This is a genomic window from Pseudonocardia sp. D17, assembly GCF_036984265.1.
GTDB lineage: Bacteria > Actinomycetota > Actinomycetes > Mycobacteriales > Pseudonocardiaceae > Pseudonocardia > Pseudonocardia benzenivorans.
Map to the genome: position 1 here is coordinate 36175 of NZ_BPRG01000040.1, position 17404 is coordinate 53578.

Annotated in this window: 12 protein-coding genes; 5 read left to right on the forward strand and 7 right to left on the reverse strand. The window is 73.9% G+C overall.

Annotated features, from left to right (window positions below):
• The first annotated feature begins 21 nt into the window (after positions 1-21).
• On the forward strand, positions 22-756 hold the full coding sequence (locus PSD17_RS07490; protein WP_339122230.1) for an SDR family oxidoreductase: 735 nt from the start codon (positions 22-24) through the stop codon (positions 754-756).
• A gap of 31 nt (positions 757-787) precedes the next feature.
• On the opposite strand, the gene PSD17_RS07495 is transcribed toward PSD17_RS07490, so the two are convergent.
• Complete coding sequence (locus PSD17_RS07495; RefSeq protein ID WP_339122231.1) at positions 788-1687, reverse strand: LysR family transcriptional regulator; 900 nt, start codon at positions 1685-1687, stop codon at positions 788-790.
• 55 nt (positions 1688-1742) lie between these two features.
• Positions 1743-2849, reverse strand: coding sequence for a malate/lactate/ureidoglycolate dehydrogenase (locus PSD17_RS07500; protein ID WP_202946327.1), 1107 nt, complete (start codon positions 2847-2849; stop codon positions 1743-1745).
• A gap of 191 nt (positions 2850-3040) precedes the next feature.
• Between PSD17_RS07500 and PSD17_RS07505 the strand changes: the two genes are divergently transcribed.
• On the forward strand, positions 3041-4423 hold the full coding sequence (locus PSD17_RS07505) for a sensor histidine kinase (RefSeq protein ID WP_339122232.1): 1383 nt from the start codon (positions 3041-3043) through the stop codon (positions 4421-4423).
• Between the two features lie 570 nt (positions 4424-4993).
• The gene (locus PSD17_RS07510; RefSeq protein WP_013678315.1) at positions 4994-7144 is read left to right on the forward strand and encodes a DEAD/DEAH box helicase; all 2151 of its coding nucleotides are present in this window, start codon (positions 4994-4996) and stop codon (positions 7142-7144) included.
• A 25-nt stretch (positions 7145-7169) separates the two neighbouring features.
• On the opposite strand, the gene PSD17_RS07515 is transcribed toward PSD17_RS07510, so the two are convergent.
• Positions 7170-8465 (reverse strand): SDR family oxidoreductase, encoded by a 1296-nt coding sequence (locus PSD17_RS07515; RefSeq protein ID WP_339122233.1) that lies wholly within the window; start codon positions 8463-8465, stop codon positions 7170-7172.
• A 569-nt stretch (positions 8466-9034) separates the two neighbouring features.
• Positions 9035-9904 (reverse strand): LLM class F420-dependent oxidoreductase, encoded by an 870-nt coding sequence (locus PSD17_RS07520; RefSeq protein WP_013678317.1) that lies wholly within the window; start codon positions 9902-9904, stop codon positions 9035-9037.
• 141 nt (positions 9905-10045) lie between these two features.
• Between PSD17_RS07520 and PSD17_RS07525 the strand changes: the two genes are divergently transcribed.
• Both PSD17_RS07525 and PSD17_RS07530 read left to right on the forward strand, forming a co-directional pair.
• Complete coding sequence (locus PSD17_RS07525; protein WP_013678318.1) at positions 10046-10945, forward strand: crotonase/enoyl-CoA hydratase family protein; 900 nt, start codon at positions 10046-10048, stop codon at positions 10943-10945.
• Entirely contained in the window at positions 10942-11580 is a 639-nt protein-coding gene (locus PSD17_RS07530; protein WP_013678319.1) for a TetR/AcrR family transcriptional regulator, read from the forward strand. Before PSD17_RS07525 ends, PSD17_RS07530 begins: the two co-directional genes overlap by 4 nt.
• 32 nt (positions 11581-11612) lie before the next feature.
• On the opposite strand, the gene PSD17_RS07535 is transcribed toward PSD17_RS07530, so the two are convergent.
• The 3 genes from PSD17_RS07535 to PSD17_RS07545 all read right to left on the reverse strand — a co-directional run bounded on the left by PSD17_RS07535 (position 11613) and on the right by PSD17_RS07545 (position 17247).
• Positions 11613-12641, reverse strand: a complete 1029-nt coding sequence (locus PSD17_RS07535; protein ID WP_339122234.1) for an SLAC1 family transporter — start codon at positions 12639-12641, stop codon at positions 11613-11615.
• A gap of 168 nt (positions 12642-12809) precedes the next feature.
• Complete coding sequence (locus tag PSD17_RS07540; protein ID WP_013678321.1) at positions 12810-15125, reverse strand: hydantoinase B/oxoprolinase family protein; 2316 nt, start codon at positions 15123-15125, stop codon at positions 12810-12812.
• Position 15126: 1 nt separating this feature from the next.
• Positions 15127-17247: a hydantoinase/oxoprolinase family protein gene (locus PSD17_RS07545; protein WP_339122235.1), complete on the reverse strand. Its 2121-nt coding sequence runs from the start codon at positions 17245-17247 to the stop codon at positions 15127-15129.
• Positions 17248-17404: the final 157 nt, after the last annotated feature.

Sequence of the window (17404 nt, forward strand, 5' to 3'; positions counted from 1 at the left end):
CCGCGGGCGCACCGTGGCCACATGGACATCAGCAACTCACTCGCAGGGACCGGGATCGTGCTGCTCGGCGGGACGTCGGGCGTCGGCCTGGCGACGGCCCGGCTGGCGGCCGACGCGGGCGCGCAGGTCACCGTCGTCTCCAGCCGCCGGTCCAGTGTGGACAAGGCACTCGCGGAGCTCCCCGCGTCGGCGCGCGGCGTCGCCGCGAACCTGACCGACCCCGCCGCGGTGGCGGCCGTGTTCGACGAGCTCGGCACCGTCGACCACGTCGTCTTCACGGCGGGCGAGCCGCTGTCGCTCATGTCGGTCGAGGACCTCGACCTCGACGGGGCGCGCGCGTTCTTCGAGCTCCGCTACTTCGGCGCGCTCGCCGCGGTGCACGCCGCCGTGCCGCACGTGCGCGACGGTGGCTCCATCACCCTGACGACGGGCTCCGCCGCCGCGCGACCCGCTCCCGGATGGGCGGTCGCGGCCTCGATCGTCGGCGCCGTGGACGCGCTGACCCGGGCGCTCGCCGTCGAGCTCGCGCCCCGCATCCGGGTCAACGCGGTCTCACCCGGCCTCCTGCGCAGCCCGATGTGGGACGTACTGCCCCCCGCGGACCGCGACGCGCTCTACGCGGCCGAGGCCGGGTCGGTGCCGCTGGGCCGGGTCGGCGAGGTGGAGGACGCGGCGCTGGCGTACATGTACTGCATGACGCAACGGTTCGCGACCGGCACCGTGACCGCCGTCGACGGGGGCGCTCTGCTCGCCTGACGCAGGCGTTCGTCGGGGGACGCCGGCCGGGTCAGCCGGGCGGCGCCAGGACCGTGCAGGGACTGTCGAGCCCGGCGACGACATCGACGAAGTCCCTGATCAACGGGCTGCGGCGCTGCGCCTGCCAGGCGAGGGCGACCCGGCTCGGACCGATGTCGGTGATCGTCGCGACGGCGATGTCGGGCCGGGTGTAGAAGGCGGCGACCGACGCCGGCAGCACCGCGACCCCGCGGCCGCGGGCGACGTGCTCGAGCTTCTCCTCGACGCCGTAGCGGTCCTCCCCGGGAGGACGCGGCACCCGCTCGCGCATCTCCGTCGCGACCTCGCGCCACTCGGGGACGGCGTCCGGGTTCTGCAGGAGGTGCTCGTCGGCGAGATCGGTGAGCGTCATCTCGTCCTTGCCCGCGAGCCGGTGCGCCGCGGCGACGACCGCGACCCGCGGCTCCTCGGCGATCCCGATCACCCGCAGGCCGCGCTCGTCGACGGGCAGCCGCACGTAGGAGACGTCGGCCCGGCCGTCGTGCAGCACCTGGACCTGGTCGTCCCATCCGGTGCGGACGACCTGGACCCGCAGCCCGGGCCGACGTGTCTCCAGCGCGACCGCGGCCGCGGTGACGATGAGGCCCGGCATGAAACCGATGGTGAACGTGTCGGTGCCGCGGGCGGCCCTCGCGACCCGGCGGCGCGCGGCGTCGGCGGCGGCCAGGAGCGCGGGGGCCTCGGCGCGCAGGGCCTCCCCCGCCGGCGTCAGCTCGACGCCACGGCGGTCGCGCACGAACAGCGACGCGCCCAGCTCCGCCTCGAGCGCCCGGATCTGCCGGCTGAGCACGGGCTGGGCGATGTGCAGGTGCTGCGCGGCCCGGCCGTAGTTGAGCTCCTCGGCCAGCGCGAGGAAGTAGCGCAGCTTGCGGAGGTCGAGATCGCGCGGCATCGGACCTCCGATCGGCTGGCTGCACGCTGCCTGCCCCCGATCGTCCCAGAACCGCTCACCCGAGGGCGAGACCCAGCCCGTCGGCGGTGCGGCGCAACGCCTCCCACACGTCCGTCGGCAGCGGGACACCGTCGGCCAGACGAGCCGCCCGGGTCCGGGCCTCGGCGTCGCCGGGGGCCAGCACCGGACTCGCGGGGTCGACGGGCCGTGCCGACAGGACCCAGTCGAGGTAGTCGTGGCCCGCGCGCTCGAACTCCGCCTGCGTCCCGAAGTGCGCGGGCGAGAGGTGGATCGAGAGCATGCCGTTGGTGATGCCGCGACCCTCCTCGGTGACCGGGCCCGCACACCCGCCGCCGGTCAGCGCGCCGCCGAGCAGCTCGCACATCAGCGCCAGGCCGGAGCCCTTGTGCTCGCCGAAGGCGCGGATCGCGCCCGTCCCGCGGCTCGCCGACCTGCGCTCGAGCGGCCCGTAGTCGCCGTAGAGGACGTGGGGGTCACCGGAGCGGACGCCGTCGTCGCCGATCAGGGCGTCGGAAGGCAGCGGCTTCCCACCGAACGACGCGACCTGCACCTTGCCCTCCGCGACCAGCGACGTCGCGAAATCGAGCACGAGCGGCCGCCCCGGCAGCGGCAGCCCGATCGCGAACGGCGCCGTCGAGAACCTGCGCTCGGCGCTGCCGAAGGGCGCCACGAGCGTCGACCCCGCGACGTTCACGAAGTGGATCGCGATCAGACCCGCCGCGACGGCCGTCTCCGCGTAGCGGCCCACCCGCCCGACGTGGCCCGCGTTGCGCAGCGCGACGATCGAGGTCCCGTGCTCCCGGGCCCGGGCGATGCCGAGGTCGGTCGCGTGCGCGGCCGCGGTCTGGCCGAGGCCGCGGTGCGCGTCGAGCACGGCGAACGCCCCGCCGTCGGTGACGACCTCGACGTCCTGGCCCGCGCGCACCAGCCCCGACCCGAGCCAGTCGACGTAGGCCGGCACCCGGACGACGCCGTGGCTGTCGTGCCCGGTCAGGTTGGCGTCGACGAGGTCGCGCGCGACCCGGGCGGCCTCGTCGTCGGCACAGCCCGCCGCCGCGAAGATCCGGCGCAGCAGCGCCTCCAGGTCGTCCGCGGCGACCCGCCGCACCCGCTGGTCGGTCACCGCATCGTCGACAGCCACGACGACGAGCTTGCCGCGCGGCCCGCGCGGTTTCCTGATCCTCAGCGCAGTCGTCATTCCCGGCAGTCGTCATTCTCGGCAGTCGCGCCCGGCATCGTCGACGGACTACCGATCAGCTGGTCGACAGGACGGGTTCGCACCCGGAAGATCGACGACACCACCCGAGTGGCCCCCCGATGGGAGAACGCCGAGTGACCAGTGTCGACGAGCTCCGCGCCGTGCCGCTGTTCGGCGGGCTCACCGAGGAGCAGCTGGGCCAGCTCGCGGAGGCGAGCACCGTGGTCGCGATCGAGCCCGGCGCCGAGCTGTTCCACGAGGGCGACCCCGCGGACTTCTGGTGGGCGGTCATCGACGGCGCGGTCGAGCTGAGCCGGCACGTCGGGCGCGAGGAGACGGTCGTCGGGCGGATGGACGTCCCGGGGCGCTGGGCCGGTGGCTTCCGGGCATGGGACGAGCGCGGCGTCTACCTCGCGACGGCCCGGGGCACCGTCGCCGGACGCGTGCTGCGGTTGCCGTCGGACGCGCTCGCGGCATTGGCGCGCAAGTGGTTCCCCTTCGGCAGCCACCTGATCGGCGGGCTCTACCACACGGCACGCTCGATCGAGTCGACCGCGCGACAGCGGCAGTCGCTCGTCACGCTCGGCACCCTGGCCGCGGGGCTCGCCCACGAGATCAACAACCCGGCAGCGGCAGCCGCGCGGACCTCCGACGCGCTGCAGGAGACCTGCCACGCGCTGACGTCGTCGCTCGCCGGGCTGGTCGCGTCGGGCATCTCGGCGGCGCAGGTCACGGCGCTCGACGAGCTGCGCGCCGAGCTGCGGACCCGCCCCGACGTCACGAGCCCGCTCGCGCTCGCCGACCTGGAGGGTGACCTGGAGGGCTGGCTCGACGACCACGGCGTCGACCGGGGCTGGGAGATCGCGCCCGGGCTCGCCGCGGCCGGGGCCGACGTCGGCTGGTGCGAGCGCGTCGGCGCGCTGCTCGACGGGCCCGCGCTCGGCCCCGCCCTCGGATGGGTGACGAGCACCGCCGCGGCCGACACCCTGCTGGCCGAGCTCAAGGAGGCGACCGGGCGGATCTCGGAGCTGGTCACCGCGGTGAAGTCGTACTCGCAGATGGACCGCGCGGCGCGGCAGCGGGTCGACGTCACCGAGGGGCTCGACAGCACGCTGACGATGCTGCGCCACCGGCTCGCCGACGGGGTGGCGATCGTCCGCGACTACGCGCCGGACCTGCCCACGATCGACGCCTACGCCAGCGAGCTCAACCAGGTCTGGACCAACCTGGTCACGAACGCCGCCGACGCCATGGCCGGTACCGGCACCCTCCGGGTGTCGACGCGGGCCGACGGCGGCGCCGTGGTCGTGACGATCGCCGACACCGGCCCGGGGATGACGCCGGAGGTCGCCGCCCGGGCGTTCGACGTGTTCTTCTCGACCAAGGACGTCGGCAAGGGGACGGGTCTGGGCCTGGACATCGCGCGGCGGATCGTCGTGGAGCGTCACGGCGGGACGATCACGATCGACTCCGCGCCCGGCCGGACCGCGCTCGAGGTCCGGCTGCCGATCCGCTGACCGCCGACCGGCCCGTCGGCTGCGCGACATCGCCATGCCGCCGACCGACGGTGCGTCGTCGACGCGGCGGGAGCGCTCGGCCGGCGCGACGGGCTGGGCCCGGAGAGCGCGACGGGCTGGGCCCGGAGAGCCTGGCGCTGGTCCGTCCCGACGGCTGCCTCGGGCTCGTGGCCGACTCCGCCGACCCCGGGTCCTGCGCGGGTACCTGCACGACACCCTGCACGTCGGCGCACGCTCGACGGTCCGACGCGCCGGTCCGACCTGCGGACGAGGCGTCCGTCACGGGACCCGGACGGCGTCGCGGTCCCGCTCTCGGCGGACACACGCTATGATGGGAAGCGATCCCGCCGCCTGTGCGTTGCTCTGGTCCGATGTGGCCGGCCGCTCGCGGTGGCGCGAAGAACCCCGGCCGTCAGGTGGCCGCGTGTTCGGCCGCGGACGTTCCGCGGCACCGGATCCCGCTGGTCCGTGGGCCCCACGGTCGCGCGTATCGGAACGAGAGCCGGCGCGACAGATCGCGGCACGACGCTGACGCAGCGCCACCGTGCCGGACATCCGGAGGAGGAGTTAGTGGCCCGACGAGGCCGGCCCCAGACGAGGGCTCGCCGCAGTGCCCCGCGCGACCGTCGACACACCCGGCCCCAGGGCCCCACCGACGTCGTCTCGGTGCTGGCGCGCGCGTCCCGGGAGGTGGAGACGACCGTCCGCAACGGCCGGATCACCTCGACGACGCGCGCGAAGTTCCAGGCCGTCGCACTGCTGCTGCGCGAGGAGCGGGCCCGCGTCCGGTCCGACGCCGACAGCAGCGAGGCGAAGCGGTCCGAGCAGCTCAAGCGGCTGGAGGGCATCGCGACGATCCTCGCGACCACCGCCGTCCGCGACGCCGCGCTCATGGCGCTGCTCGACGAGGACGCCGTCGTCTCCGACGACGCGCGCCTGCTCAAGCGGGACCTGCTCACGAGCGCGGGCATCGAGCCGCCCCCCGAGGAGGTCCGCGCGCCCGAGCCCGCCGCGGTGGAGAACACGCACCGCGTCGTGCCGCAGTCGGTGGTGTCCCGCCAGCTCGCCAACCCCTTCCTCGCACCCGACTTCTCCGCGCCCCGCCCGCCCGCGCCCCGCGCGACGCGGTTGGCCACGTGGGAGCTGCTCGACCCGCTGCTGCGGTCGTTCGAGCGGGCCGCGCCCGGCGCGCCGGCATGCATGACGCTGCCCGACCCCCTGAACCGGACGACCTCGACCGGGCTGGAGCTGATGCCGCACCAGGCCGAGGTCGTCACCGCGGCGGCGGCCGGGCACCGGACCTTCCTGCTCGCCGACGAGCCCGGGCTGGGGAAGACCGCGCAGGCCCTGCTCGCCGCGGAGGCCGCCGACGCGTACCCGCTGCTCGTCGTGGTGCCCAACGTCGTCAAGACGAACTGGGCCCGTGAGGCCGCGCTCTGGACGCCGCGGCGCACGGCCACCGTCATCCACGGCAACGGCGAGACGATCGACGGGTTCGCCGACATCGTCGTCGTCAACTACGAGGTGCTCGACCGCCACGTCGGCTGGCTGGGCGACTTCGGGCTGCGCGGCATGGTCGTCGACGAGGCGCACTTCATCAAGAACAAGTCCTCGCAACGGTCCCAGCACGTCCTGAGCCTGTCCGAGCGGATCCGGGCGCGCACCCCGCAGCCGCTGCTGATGGCGTTGACCGGCACCCCGCTGATCAACGACATCGAGGACTTCCTCGCCATCTGGCAGTTCCTCGGCTGGATCGACGAGAAGAAGCCGCTTCCCGCGCTGATGGCCGCGCTCGACGACACCGGCCTGACCCCCGCCGACCCGGGCTTCTACCCGGCGGCGCGGCAGTGCGTCGTCGACATGGGGATCGTGCGCCGACGCAAGGTCGACGTGGCCGCCGACATCCCGGCCCGCCGGATCGCGGACCTTCCCGTCGAGCTCGACGGGCCCGCGGGCCGCTCCATCCGCGCGGCCGAGCGCGATCTGGCCCGGCGCATGGTGGCGCGGTACGAGAGCGCGCTGGCCGCCCGGCGCGACGGCCCGGAGGTCGACGCCGTCGACGGCATCGACCACGAGCTCGTGCACCAGGTCGCGAGCTGGGAGCAGAAGGACGCGACGTCCGCGTCGTCGGGCGACAACGTCTTCACGATGATGCGGCTCATCGGCCAGGCCAAGGCCGAGCTCGCCGCCGACTACGCGGCCCAGCTGGCGCGGAGTGCCGGCAAGGTCGTCTTCTTCGCCAAGCACGTCGACGTCATGGACGCGGCCGAGGACCTGTTCACCCGGCAGGGTGTGCGCTTCTCCTCGATCCGCGGCGAGCAGTCCCGCACCGCCCGGCAGCAGAACGTCGACGCGTTCGTCGAGGACCCGGACGTCGCGATCGCGGTCTGCTCGCTGACCGCCGCCGGTGTGGGCCTGAACCTGCAGGTGGCGTCGGACATCGTGCTCGCGGAGCTGTCCTGGACCGCGGCCGAGCAGACGCAGGCGATCGACCGCTGCCACCGCATCGGTCAGACCGAGCCCGTGACGGCGTGGCGGATCATTGCGGCGCAGACGATCGACGCCCGGATCGCCGAGCTCATCGACGACAAGGGGAACCTCGCCGCCCAGGCCCTCGACGGCGCGGCGCCGGCGGAGGCCTCCTCCTCGACCGACGTCCAGCACGCGGCGCTCGTGGCGTTGCTGACCGCCGCGTTGTCGCGGGACCCGCTCGACGACTGAACCGGGCCGCCCGGCGGGTCGCGGGTCAACCGGCCAGGCCGCCGTCGACGGCGAGCGTGGTCCGGGTGACGAAGCTGCTCTCGTCCGACGCCAGGTAGACGACGGCCGCCGCGATCTCCTCGGGGACGGCGTGGCGCTTGAGCGGGAGGAGATCGTCGAACACGGCGGCGGCCGCGGCCTGGTCCAGCCCGGTGGCCGCCATCTCGATCTCGTCCTGGAACGCCGTCGAGGTCGGCCCGGGGTGCAGCGTGTTGACCCGGATCCGGCGCGGGGCGACCTCGGTCGCGACGGCCCGCATCAGCCCGACCTGCGCGTGCTTGGCCGAGATGTACCCGCAGAGCCCGCCGAAGCCCATCAGGCCGACGACGCTGGACGTGATGACGATGCTGCCCCCGTCCTTCATCACCGGGAGCGAGTGCTTGATCATGTGGAACGCGCCGGTGACGTGCACGGCGAGGGTCCGGCTGAAGATCTCGGACGGGTAGTCGACGACCCCGCTCACGGCCCCGCTGATCCCCGCGTTGGAGAACAGCACGTCGAGCGGGCCGCCGAGGGTGGCGGTGGCCGCGCCGATCGCCTCGACCACGGCCGCCTCGTCGGTCACGTCGGCGACGGCGCAGCCGTGTGATGCCCCGAGCTCGGCGACGGCGTCCTTCAACCGGCCCTCGTCCAGGCCGACGAAGGAGTAGCCGTTCGCGACGTGCCGTTCCACCGTGTGCACGCTGATCCCCAGCCGCCGGGCGATCTCCTTGTTGGCCGATCCGCCCGCGACGAGGTCGAGGATCTCGCGCTCCCGCTCGGTGAGGGCGGGAGCGGTCGCCGTGCGCAGGGCGCGCCTGCTGGCGGCCTCCAGGACCGGCGCGCCCCATTCCTGATGCCGCCGGACGGCCCGGTCGAGCAGGCGCCTCGCGTCGGCCTCGTCGCCGAGGACGGCCGCGACGGTTCCGAGGTAGTGGTCCACCGCGCCCATCCAGACGACCAGCCCCTGGAGGACCAGGGTGCCGCTGTGGGGTGTCAGGGCCCGGCGCAGCGCCGCCGCGGCCGGGCGGTGGCCGAGGAGCACTGCGGTCTCGGCGAGCTGGGTGAGCGCGGACATTCGCAGCGCGTCGAAGGGGATGGCGGCGCAGTCGTCGGCGGTCAGCGCCTCGAGCTCGGCGGCCGCGTCGGCGCGGCGCCCCGTCGAGGCGTGCAGCAGGGCGATGCCGCACCGCAGCGTGACGAGCCGCGGATACGCTGCCGCGGCCGCGTACAGATCGTCCGACGCCTCGGAGGCGCGCCCGGACCGACGCAGGACGAAGAACCGTTGGGCCGCGCCGTACATCGGTGCCGGGCGCGCGCCGATCCGCGCGCTCGGCCTCCTCGTGGGCGAGCCGGACGCGCGCGTCGCGCGCCGCGACGACGGCGAGCCGGGCGGCCCGGGTCCGTTCCCGTGGCGTGCGGACGACCCGCGTCGCGTGCTCGGCCCGTTCCGCGGCGGTCAGCACCCCGTCCGGGACGTCGGCGAGGCGATCGTGCAGGCGTGCCCGCCGGTCGGGGGCGAGCCGGTCCTCGACGGCGTCGCGGACCAGGACGTGGGCGAAGCGGTACCCGCCGGGGACCGCGCGCAGCAACCCGGCCGTCACGGCCGGGGCGAGGGCCGCGTCGGCGACGGCCTCGTCCGGGAGATCGAGGAGGTCCGCCAGCAGGTCGGGCGGGACGTCGCGCCCGATCACGGCCCCGGCGGCGAGCGCGTCGCGGGTGCGTCGGGGCAGCCCGTTGGTCCTCGCCTCGATGGTCGCGGCGACGGTGGGCGGCACCGGGGTCGCGTCGGGCAACCGCAGGCGTACCGCCGGACCCCGCGACATCGCCGACGACGTGAACCGCGGCCGGTCTCCCGGCCGCGGCAGCACGTCAGAGCGCGGCGGCGGCCGGGATGACGTCGCGGCCGAAGCGCCGCACCCGGTCGAGCTCCCAGACCTGCGGCAGCTTCCCCTGGATGGAGTCGACGCCGAGCGCGGCGAGGCGCTCGAGCGTCGCGAGGAACTCGTCGGTCTTCTCGCCGTCGTCGCCGAGGTCCAGCACGACCTGGACGGTCTTCTCGATCTCGTCGTAGTCGCGGCCCTCGCGCTCGCAGTGCCCGCGCAGCACCTCGAGCTTGTGCTCCAGCTCGGGCGAGTTGATGATGTTGCACGCATCGGCGTACTTCGCGACCAGCCGCAGCGTCTTCTTCTCCCCGCCGCCGCCGATGAGGACCCGGGGCCGGTGCAGCGGAGCGGGCACGTTGAGGGTTCGCTTCAGCTGGTAGTGCGTGCCGTCGTAGGGCCCGTCGGCAGCGGGGTCCCACATCTGCCGGCAGATCTGGAGCGTCTCCTCGAGCATCTCGAACCGCTGCGCCAGCGGCGGGAAGTCGAGCCCGAGCCCCGCTGCCTCCTCGGCGTTCCATCCCGCGCCGACGCCGAGCCACGCCCGGCCGCCGGAGAGGACGTCGAGCGTGCTGACCAGCTTGGCGAGCAGGCCCGGAGCCCGGTAGCTCACCGCGGTGACCCAGCTGACCAGACCGACGCGACTGGTGCGGGCCGCGATGTAGCCGAGGGTCGTGTACGCCTCGAGCATGTCGTGCTCGGGCGGACCGTGCGCGGCGATCTGCCACACGTGGTCCATCATGCTGATCCGCGCGAAGCCGGCCTCCTCGGCCGTCGTCACGATGCGGGTGAGGTCGTCGGCGAGCGCGCCGGGACCGTTCGGATACGTGAGATCCGAGAGATGCAGACCGATCTCCATGGCGTCACGCTAGCCCGCGCGGGGCGTCCCACCGAGCCGGGCGGCCCGCCTGCACGGGATGTCCGGAAATCCTGCGTGGTGGAGCAAAGAGAAGTGAATTCATTTCTTGACCGCGGCCCTCGACGCGGCGATGCTCCGACGATGCAGCGGACCTACGAGACGATCGTCTACGCCGTCGCCGACCACGTCGCGACGATCACCCTGGCCCGGCCCGAGCACCTGAACACGATCGTCCCGCCGATGCCCGACGAGGTGGAGGCGGCCGTCGCCGACGCGGTGCGCGACGACGAGGTCAAGGTCATCGTCGTCCGCGGCGCCGGCCGGTCCTTCTGCGCCGGTTACGACTTCGGCGACGGCTTCCACCACTGGGACGAGTGGCTGTCGACGGACGGCGCCTGGGACCCCGGGCGCGACTTCGTCCTCGCCACCGCGCCCGCGATCGCGCCGACGCAGAAGTTCATGAGCATCTGGCGTGCACCGAAGCCGGTGATCGCGCAGGTCCACGGCTGGTGCGTCGGCGGGGGCAGCGACTTCGCGCTGTGCGCCGACATCGTCGTCGCCAGCGACGACGCGGTGATCGGCACCCCGTACAGCCGGATGTGGGGCAGCTACCTGTCCGGCATGTGGCTCTACCGGCTGGGGCTGACCAGGGCCAAGGAGTACGCGCTGACGGGCGCGGCGCTGACCGGCCCCGAGGCCGTCGCGATGGGGCTGATCAACCGGTCGGTGCCGTTCGCCGAGCTGGAGACGACGGTCCGGGCCACGGCCACGAGGCTGGCCGGCATCCCGTCGTCGCAGCTCGCGGCGATGAAGCTGATCGTGAACCAGGCCTACGAGAACATGGGCCTGGCATCGACCCAGACACTGGGCCCGATCCTCGACGGGTTGATGCGCAACACCCCCGACGCGAAGCGGTTCATCGACCTGGCCGAGCGCGACGGCGTGCGCGCCGCGGTGGCCCGGCGCGACGGCGACTTCGCCGACTACAGCCAGGCACCGCCCGAGCGGCGGCCGAACCCCGACCACGTCATCGAGCTGTGAGCCGGGGGCCGACGGCCGGGCAGGCCCCCGGGCACACTCCCGGGCACAGCCCCAAGGGTGAGCGGACGCGACAGCGGCTGCTCGCGCTGGCACAGGAGATGCTCGCGGAGGGCAGCGCACTCGAGGTCACGGCGCTCGCCGAGCGCGCCGGGGTCTCCGCGAGCGTGCTGTACCGCTACTTCGACGGGAAGGACGGGCTGGTCGCGGCCGTCGTCCACGCGTTCTACGACGAGTACGACGCCGCCGTGTTCAGCACACCGGCCGGGCCCGGCCGCGGCTGGCTCGAGCAGGAGGCCCTGCGGATCGAACGGGAGGTCGCCTTCCTGTACCGGCATCCGCTGGGCCGCGCCGTCGCGGCCGGGCTGCTGCACGAGCCGGCCGCGACCCGCGCGGACGCCGAACGGCAGCGGGTCCACGAGGCCGCGGCCGCGCGCAACATCCGGCGGGCCCAGCGCGCCGGCGAGCTGCCCGGGTCGATCGACGCCGGGCTCGCCGGCGCGGTGATCATCGGCGCCCTGCGCTCCGCGCTCGGCGAGGCGCTCGGTCGCGCGGCCCCACCGCCGGAGGCGGCGGTCGCGGAGATGGTCCAGGCCGTCGGGGAGACCGTCCTGCGGTCCCGGCTCGCCAGGGACTGACCGCTCGAAGGCCAGGGGCGGCACGGCCGCCCTCATCCGACGGCGCGCTCCGCCGTCCGGCGGCGACGGACGGCCCTCACCCCGTGGTGGACGAGCCCGGCGGCCACCACGACCCAGATGGCGAGGGCGTCCCAGAACACCACCAGCGCCACCGTTGTGAGCGGCTCCAGGGGCCAGGTCCGCGCGGTCGCGGCGGAGGCGGCGGCGAACATCCCCAACGGGAAGACCGCCGCCCACCACGCGTCGCGGTAGGTGAGCAGGCCCGGGATCTTCCCCGCCGTCCACACCTGGGCCCCCAGCAGCGGCACCAGCCAGGCCATGGCGGCGACCTGCGCGGCCACGGTGAGACCGTGCGCGGCCGCCGCGCCCGCCGTGACGTCGAGCGCGGCCAGCGCCGCCTGCACGTGGTTGCCGGTCAACGCGCTGATCGCGAGCGCGCCCATCAGCACCCAACTGTCGGGGGTGACCTCGGCGGGGACGAGGGGCGCGGACACGAGCCGCCAGATCACCAGTGCGACGAGAACCAGGTAGAGCAGGATCGCGAGCAGCCACAGCGCCGCGGCCGCCGCGACCAGCACCGGTGTGCCCAGCCGCACCGCGAGGGCGGCGGCCGCGATGGCGAGCCCGGAGGTGGCGACGGAGACGAGCAGCCACGCGCCGTGCACCTGGTCGCGCAGCTGCGACGGGCGCCGCGCGCCGACGTCGCGCACCGCGATGGGCAGCAGGACCAGCCACACGGCGAACCCCGCCGCCGCGAGCAGCTCCACCGCCCAGCCGGGACCGCCGAAGAGCTGCTGCACCGCCGCCGAGAGCACCGTGAGCGCCGCGACGAGGGTGAACGCCCGCAGCACGACGTCCGGTGCGCGGAGCTCGCGTGCGCTGCGCCGGAGGCCGCGGACACCGACGGCGAGCCACCCGACGAGCACGACGAGCGCGGCCGCGGCCACCGCGAACAGGACCAGGGCGAGGGGCCGGTAGTGGCTCTCCGCCGCGGCGACCGCGAGAATCGCGCTGGCCATCACCACCGCGAACGCGTCCGGCGGCGGCCCGTGGCGGATCACGTCACCGGTGTTCGTGACGCCACCACGGGGCCCGCGGCCACCCGATGTCGGCTGACGGGTCCGTCATGTTCTCGCCCACCCCTCGACCGGGCCTCCACGCGGGCCTCCACGCGGGCCCGATGCTACGGGCGCGACGTCGCCGCGCCCGCACGCTGGCCGGGCGTGCCCTCATCCGGTGGCGACGGTGAGCCTGCCGATCGTCGCCGCGTGGTCCGGATGGTCGGCCGGGACGACCGCCGACGACACCGCGGTCCAGCACGACGGGCAGCAGTACTGGCGGAAGACCACCTCGGCGTCGACGTAGTCCGCCGCCGTCGCGACGATCTGGGGGCCCGCCTCGGTCGGCGCGCCCTCGTACACGGCCAGCGCCAGCGGGCCGTCGGCGGTGTCGCCCAGCACCTCCGCGCAGTGCGCGCAGGCGATGGTGGTGCCGCTGCCGCCGGCGACCTCGACGAGGTTGTCGTCGACGCGCCTGGCCGAGCCCAGGTCGGCCTTGCCGCCGGTCCGCCCGGTCACCCGCGACCGGTCACGCCGGACGTCGCGCAGCCGCGCGCGCTCGGCGGCGGTGGCCGTCTCGTCGACCTCGCCGTCGGCGACCACCACCCCGTACACCGCGAGCGCGGCAGCCGTGGTGATCTTCTGTTCGCGCAGGTCGCGGGCGACGGCCTGCGGCTCGCGGGCGAGCGGGTCGCCGTAGCCGCCACCGCCCTGCCACGTCATCGAGAAGACCTCCCCGGGAGCGAGGTAGCTCGACGCGTAGTTCTGCCCCGGTTCGAGGGTGTCGCTGATCTCCGCGAGCTCCGACGGCATCGTCCCGGCCGCCAGCAGCTCGGCGACCCGGCTCCGGCGCGCGACCACGTCCAGGCCCGTGTTGCCCGGGTGGCCACCGGAGAGCCCCTGGTTCTGGGTGACGGCCTTGCCCGCCGACGCGAGAACCAGGCCCATCGGGATGCTGGTGCCGTGCGGGGTGAAGGCGACGGACGCGCCCAGCCCGCCGCGGTGCCGCCCGGGCCCGCCGGAGTCCGGCACCTCGCGACGCCACAGCGCGAGCACCGGGTAGAGGAACTCCGTCATCTCGACGTCGGGCACCCGGCCAAGCGGGATGCAGAAGAGGCCGCCGGTGTCCATGCCGTCGGCGTGCGGACGCGCGCCGTAGCCCCCGGCCATGGGCTCCATGAGGATGTTCAGGAACGGCGCGGGCTGCTCACCACGCTCGTCGAGCCCCGCGATGACGGCGGTGTCCCAGGTGCCGCAGCAGGTCGCCTGGACGTTCCGGCCGAGCTCCAGGTCGCGGTCGAGCATCTGCGACAGGCACTCCGCGACCAGGCTGCCGGTCAGCCACGCGGGCCCGATCGGGCCGCGGCCGACCGCGGCGGGGAACGTCGCGTTGTTGAGCGTCCCCTCCTCGGTCACGAGGTCGAAGCACCGCATCAGGCCCCCCGCCGACCACGGGATGTCGTTGGCCAGGATGGGCAGCAGCGCCAGCATCACCCCACCGCGCATCCCGGCGTAGGTGCAGTTGATGACGCCGGCCTGCGGATCGGTCCCCGTGAAGTCGAACTCCAGGTGGTCGCCGGTCTTCGTCGTCGTGACGGTGATCTTGTGCAGCCCTCGGTCGCCCTCGTGGGACTGGTCCTGGTAGCCGGTGGCCGACCAGGACCCGTCGGGCAGGGCGGACAGCTTGGCCCGCAGCCGCGACTCGGCGTCGGACATCATCCGTTTCATGACGGCCTTGACCGTGTCCGGGCCGTACTGCTCGATCAGGGCGTGCAGCCGCTCGGCGCCGACGTTGTTGGCGCCGATCTTGGCCCGCAGGTCGAGCCCGATCAGCATCGGGACGCGCGAGCGACGGACCCACAGGTCGGCGACGTCGCGCTGCAGTCGGCCGCCGCGCACGACCTTGACCGGCGGGGTGGGCAGCGACTCGGAGAACACGTCCTGCGCCGCGGGCGAGAACGAGCCGAGGCCGACGCCGCCGAGGTCGGGCTGGTGGGCGATCGCGCTCGTCCACGCGAACAGCTTCCCGTCGTGGAAGACGGGCTGGTAGACCATGACGTCGTTCTGGTGCAGGCCACCGCCGACCCAGGGGTCGTTGGTGAGGAACATGTCGCCGGCCTCGATGCCCGGGTTGGTCGCGCGGTGGCGCAGCGTCCAGTAGATCGCGAGGTCGACGGCGCCCACGAGCATCGTGTTGTAGAGCCCGACCTGGACCTCCTGGCCCAGCTCGTCGGAGATCGCGAAGTCGAAGTCGTTGGCGTCGGTGACGATCGGCGAGCCGGACATGCGCTTGAGCGCCTCGCCCATCTCGTCGGTGACCGACCACAGCCGGTGCCGAACGACCTCGTAGGTGAGCGGGTCGAGCGCGTCGATCTGCTCCTGGGTGACGCTGTGCACCGGCAGGCTCGACGGGAGCGAGCGGGCGAGCTCGCCGGGATCGACGGGACGGCTGGAGAAGGCCTCCGAGCCAGGGATCGGCATGGTCATCTCAGGCACTCCCCACGGGGTCCTCGCGGCGGCCAGGGCGGATGGTCAGGCTGCCGAGCTCGTCGACGGTGCCGGTCGTCCCGCCGGGGACGACGACGGTCGTGGTCGGCACCTCGACGATCGCCGGGCCCGTCAGGACGTGGCCGGCTCGCAGCTCGCGGTAGTCGTAGACCGGCGTGTCGACGTAGCCCCGGCGCGTGTCCAGGCAGACGGGCCGGGTGGCCGCGGGCTCGGCCGGGCCGGTCGCCCCGGGAACGAGCGGGAGCTCGGGGCTGAACGGCAGGACCCCGACACCGCGGACGCGGAACGTGATGGCCTGGATGCCTGCCTCGCGGAAGCCGGCGTCCTTGCCGTACAGCTCGGCGTAGCGCGCCTCGAACGCCGTGGCCGCGTCCTCGATCGCGGCGATGTCCAGCGGGCCGTTCGCGACCGGGGTGGTCACCTCGGCCAGCTGCATCGCGTAGCGCATGTCGACCTCGCGGTGCAGCTCGACGGTCTCGAAACGCACGCCCTGGCGTTCCAGCCCGTCGCGCACCCGCTGCTCCAGCACGGCGAAGTTGTGCTCGGCCCGGGCCGGGTCGAACGGGACGACAGTCGGGTCCGAGAGCTCGGCGGCCAGCACGATGTCCGACGACGCCAGGCCGAACGCCGAGAACGCGGAGGCAACAGGGCCGAGCGGGACGACGACCTCGCCGACCCCGACCTCAGCGGCATAGCCCGCACAGTGCGCGGGGCCGGCGCCGCCGAAGGCGTAGAGCACGAAGCCGCGTGGATCGTGCCCCGCCTCGACGACGGTCTTGCGGAGCAGGTCGCCGGTCTGGGCGTTCTGCACGGCGTAGATCGCGGCCGCTGCCTCCTCGACCGTCAGGCCCAGCGGCTTGGCGATCTGGGTGTCGATGGCCTGGCGCGCGAGCTCCAGCGACAGCGGCTTGCGGCCGCCGATGAGGCCTCGCTCGGTGAGGATGCCCAGCACCAGGTTGGCGTCGGTGTTGGTGGGTTCGGTGCCGCCGCCCCCGTAGCAGGCGGGCCCCGGGACGGCCTGCGCGCTGCGCGGGCCGATGCGCAGGTTGCCCCCGGAGTCGAGCCACGCGATGGCGCCGCCGCCGGAACCGATCGCGTCGACCCGCAGGGTCGGCACGTTGATCGGATGATGGTTGATCACCGTGGTCGTGTCGCGCACCGGCTCGCCGTCGACGATCAGACCGGCGAGGAACGTGGTGCCGCCGACGTCGGTGGAGATGATGTTGCGATGGCCGAGCTGGCGCCCCAGCACCGCGGAGCCGACGACGCCCCCGGTGAGTACCGAGCCGACCGTGCTGATGGCCGAGGCGGGCGCCTCGGCCGCGGCGACCGCGCCGCCGTTGGACTGCATGACGAGCAGCGGTCCGGTGAGCCCGTTGCCGCGCAGCGACGACTCGAGCGCGCCGAGGTAGTCGCGCAGGCCCGGGCCGATCTGGGTGCTCATGATCGTGGTCGCGTGCCGTGCGAACTCCCGGATCCTCGGGCTGACCTCGCTGGACAGCGCGACGAACAGGTCGGGGTCCTCGTCGGCGATCAGCTCGCGCAACCGCTGCTCGTGGACGTCGTTGCGGAACGACCACAACAGCGAGACCGCGATCGCCGCCACCCCGTCGGCGATGAGCGACCGGATGGCCGCACGGGCCTCGTCCTCGTCGAGCGCCACCACGACGTTGCCGTCGCGGTCGATGCGTTCGGTGACCTCCAGCGCGTGCCGTTTGGGCACCAGGCCGTGGTCCTTGGCCTGGCCGAGGACGTTCTGCAGCTCGTGCGGCGCACGGCCCAGGTAGCGGCCCTCGACGTTCATGATGAAGATCGAGTCGCGGTGGCCCTTGGTCGTGAGGAAGCCGGCCGGCGGGACGTTGCGCATGACCAGGGCGTTCAGCGACGACGTCGTGCCGTGGGCGATGTGGTGGGTCTCGGCCAGCATCTCCTGCAGGCTCGTGCCGAGCTGGTCGGCGAGCAGCTCGAGGACGTCCAGCACCCCCCGGGAGTAGTCCGGGGGCGTCGACGGTGACTTCGCGGCGATCACTGTCCCTGCGTCGTCGTCGAGCACGGCGTCGGTGAACGTGCCGCCCACGTCCACGCCGATGACATAGGCCATCTCGGGCGCTCCTTCGCGCGATCGGGTTGCTGACTGTGGCGTAGACTATTCGACATCAATGCTGAGGGCAATCTTGACTTTCGGCCCGCACGTGTCGTCGAATAGTCGACGATGAAGTCAAAGCGGCAGCGCGCCGCCACGTCGAGGCGAGGCCACG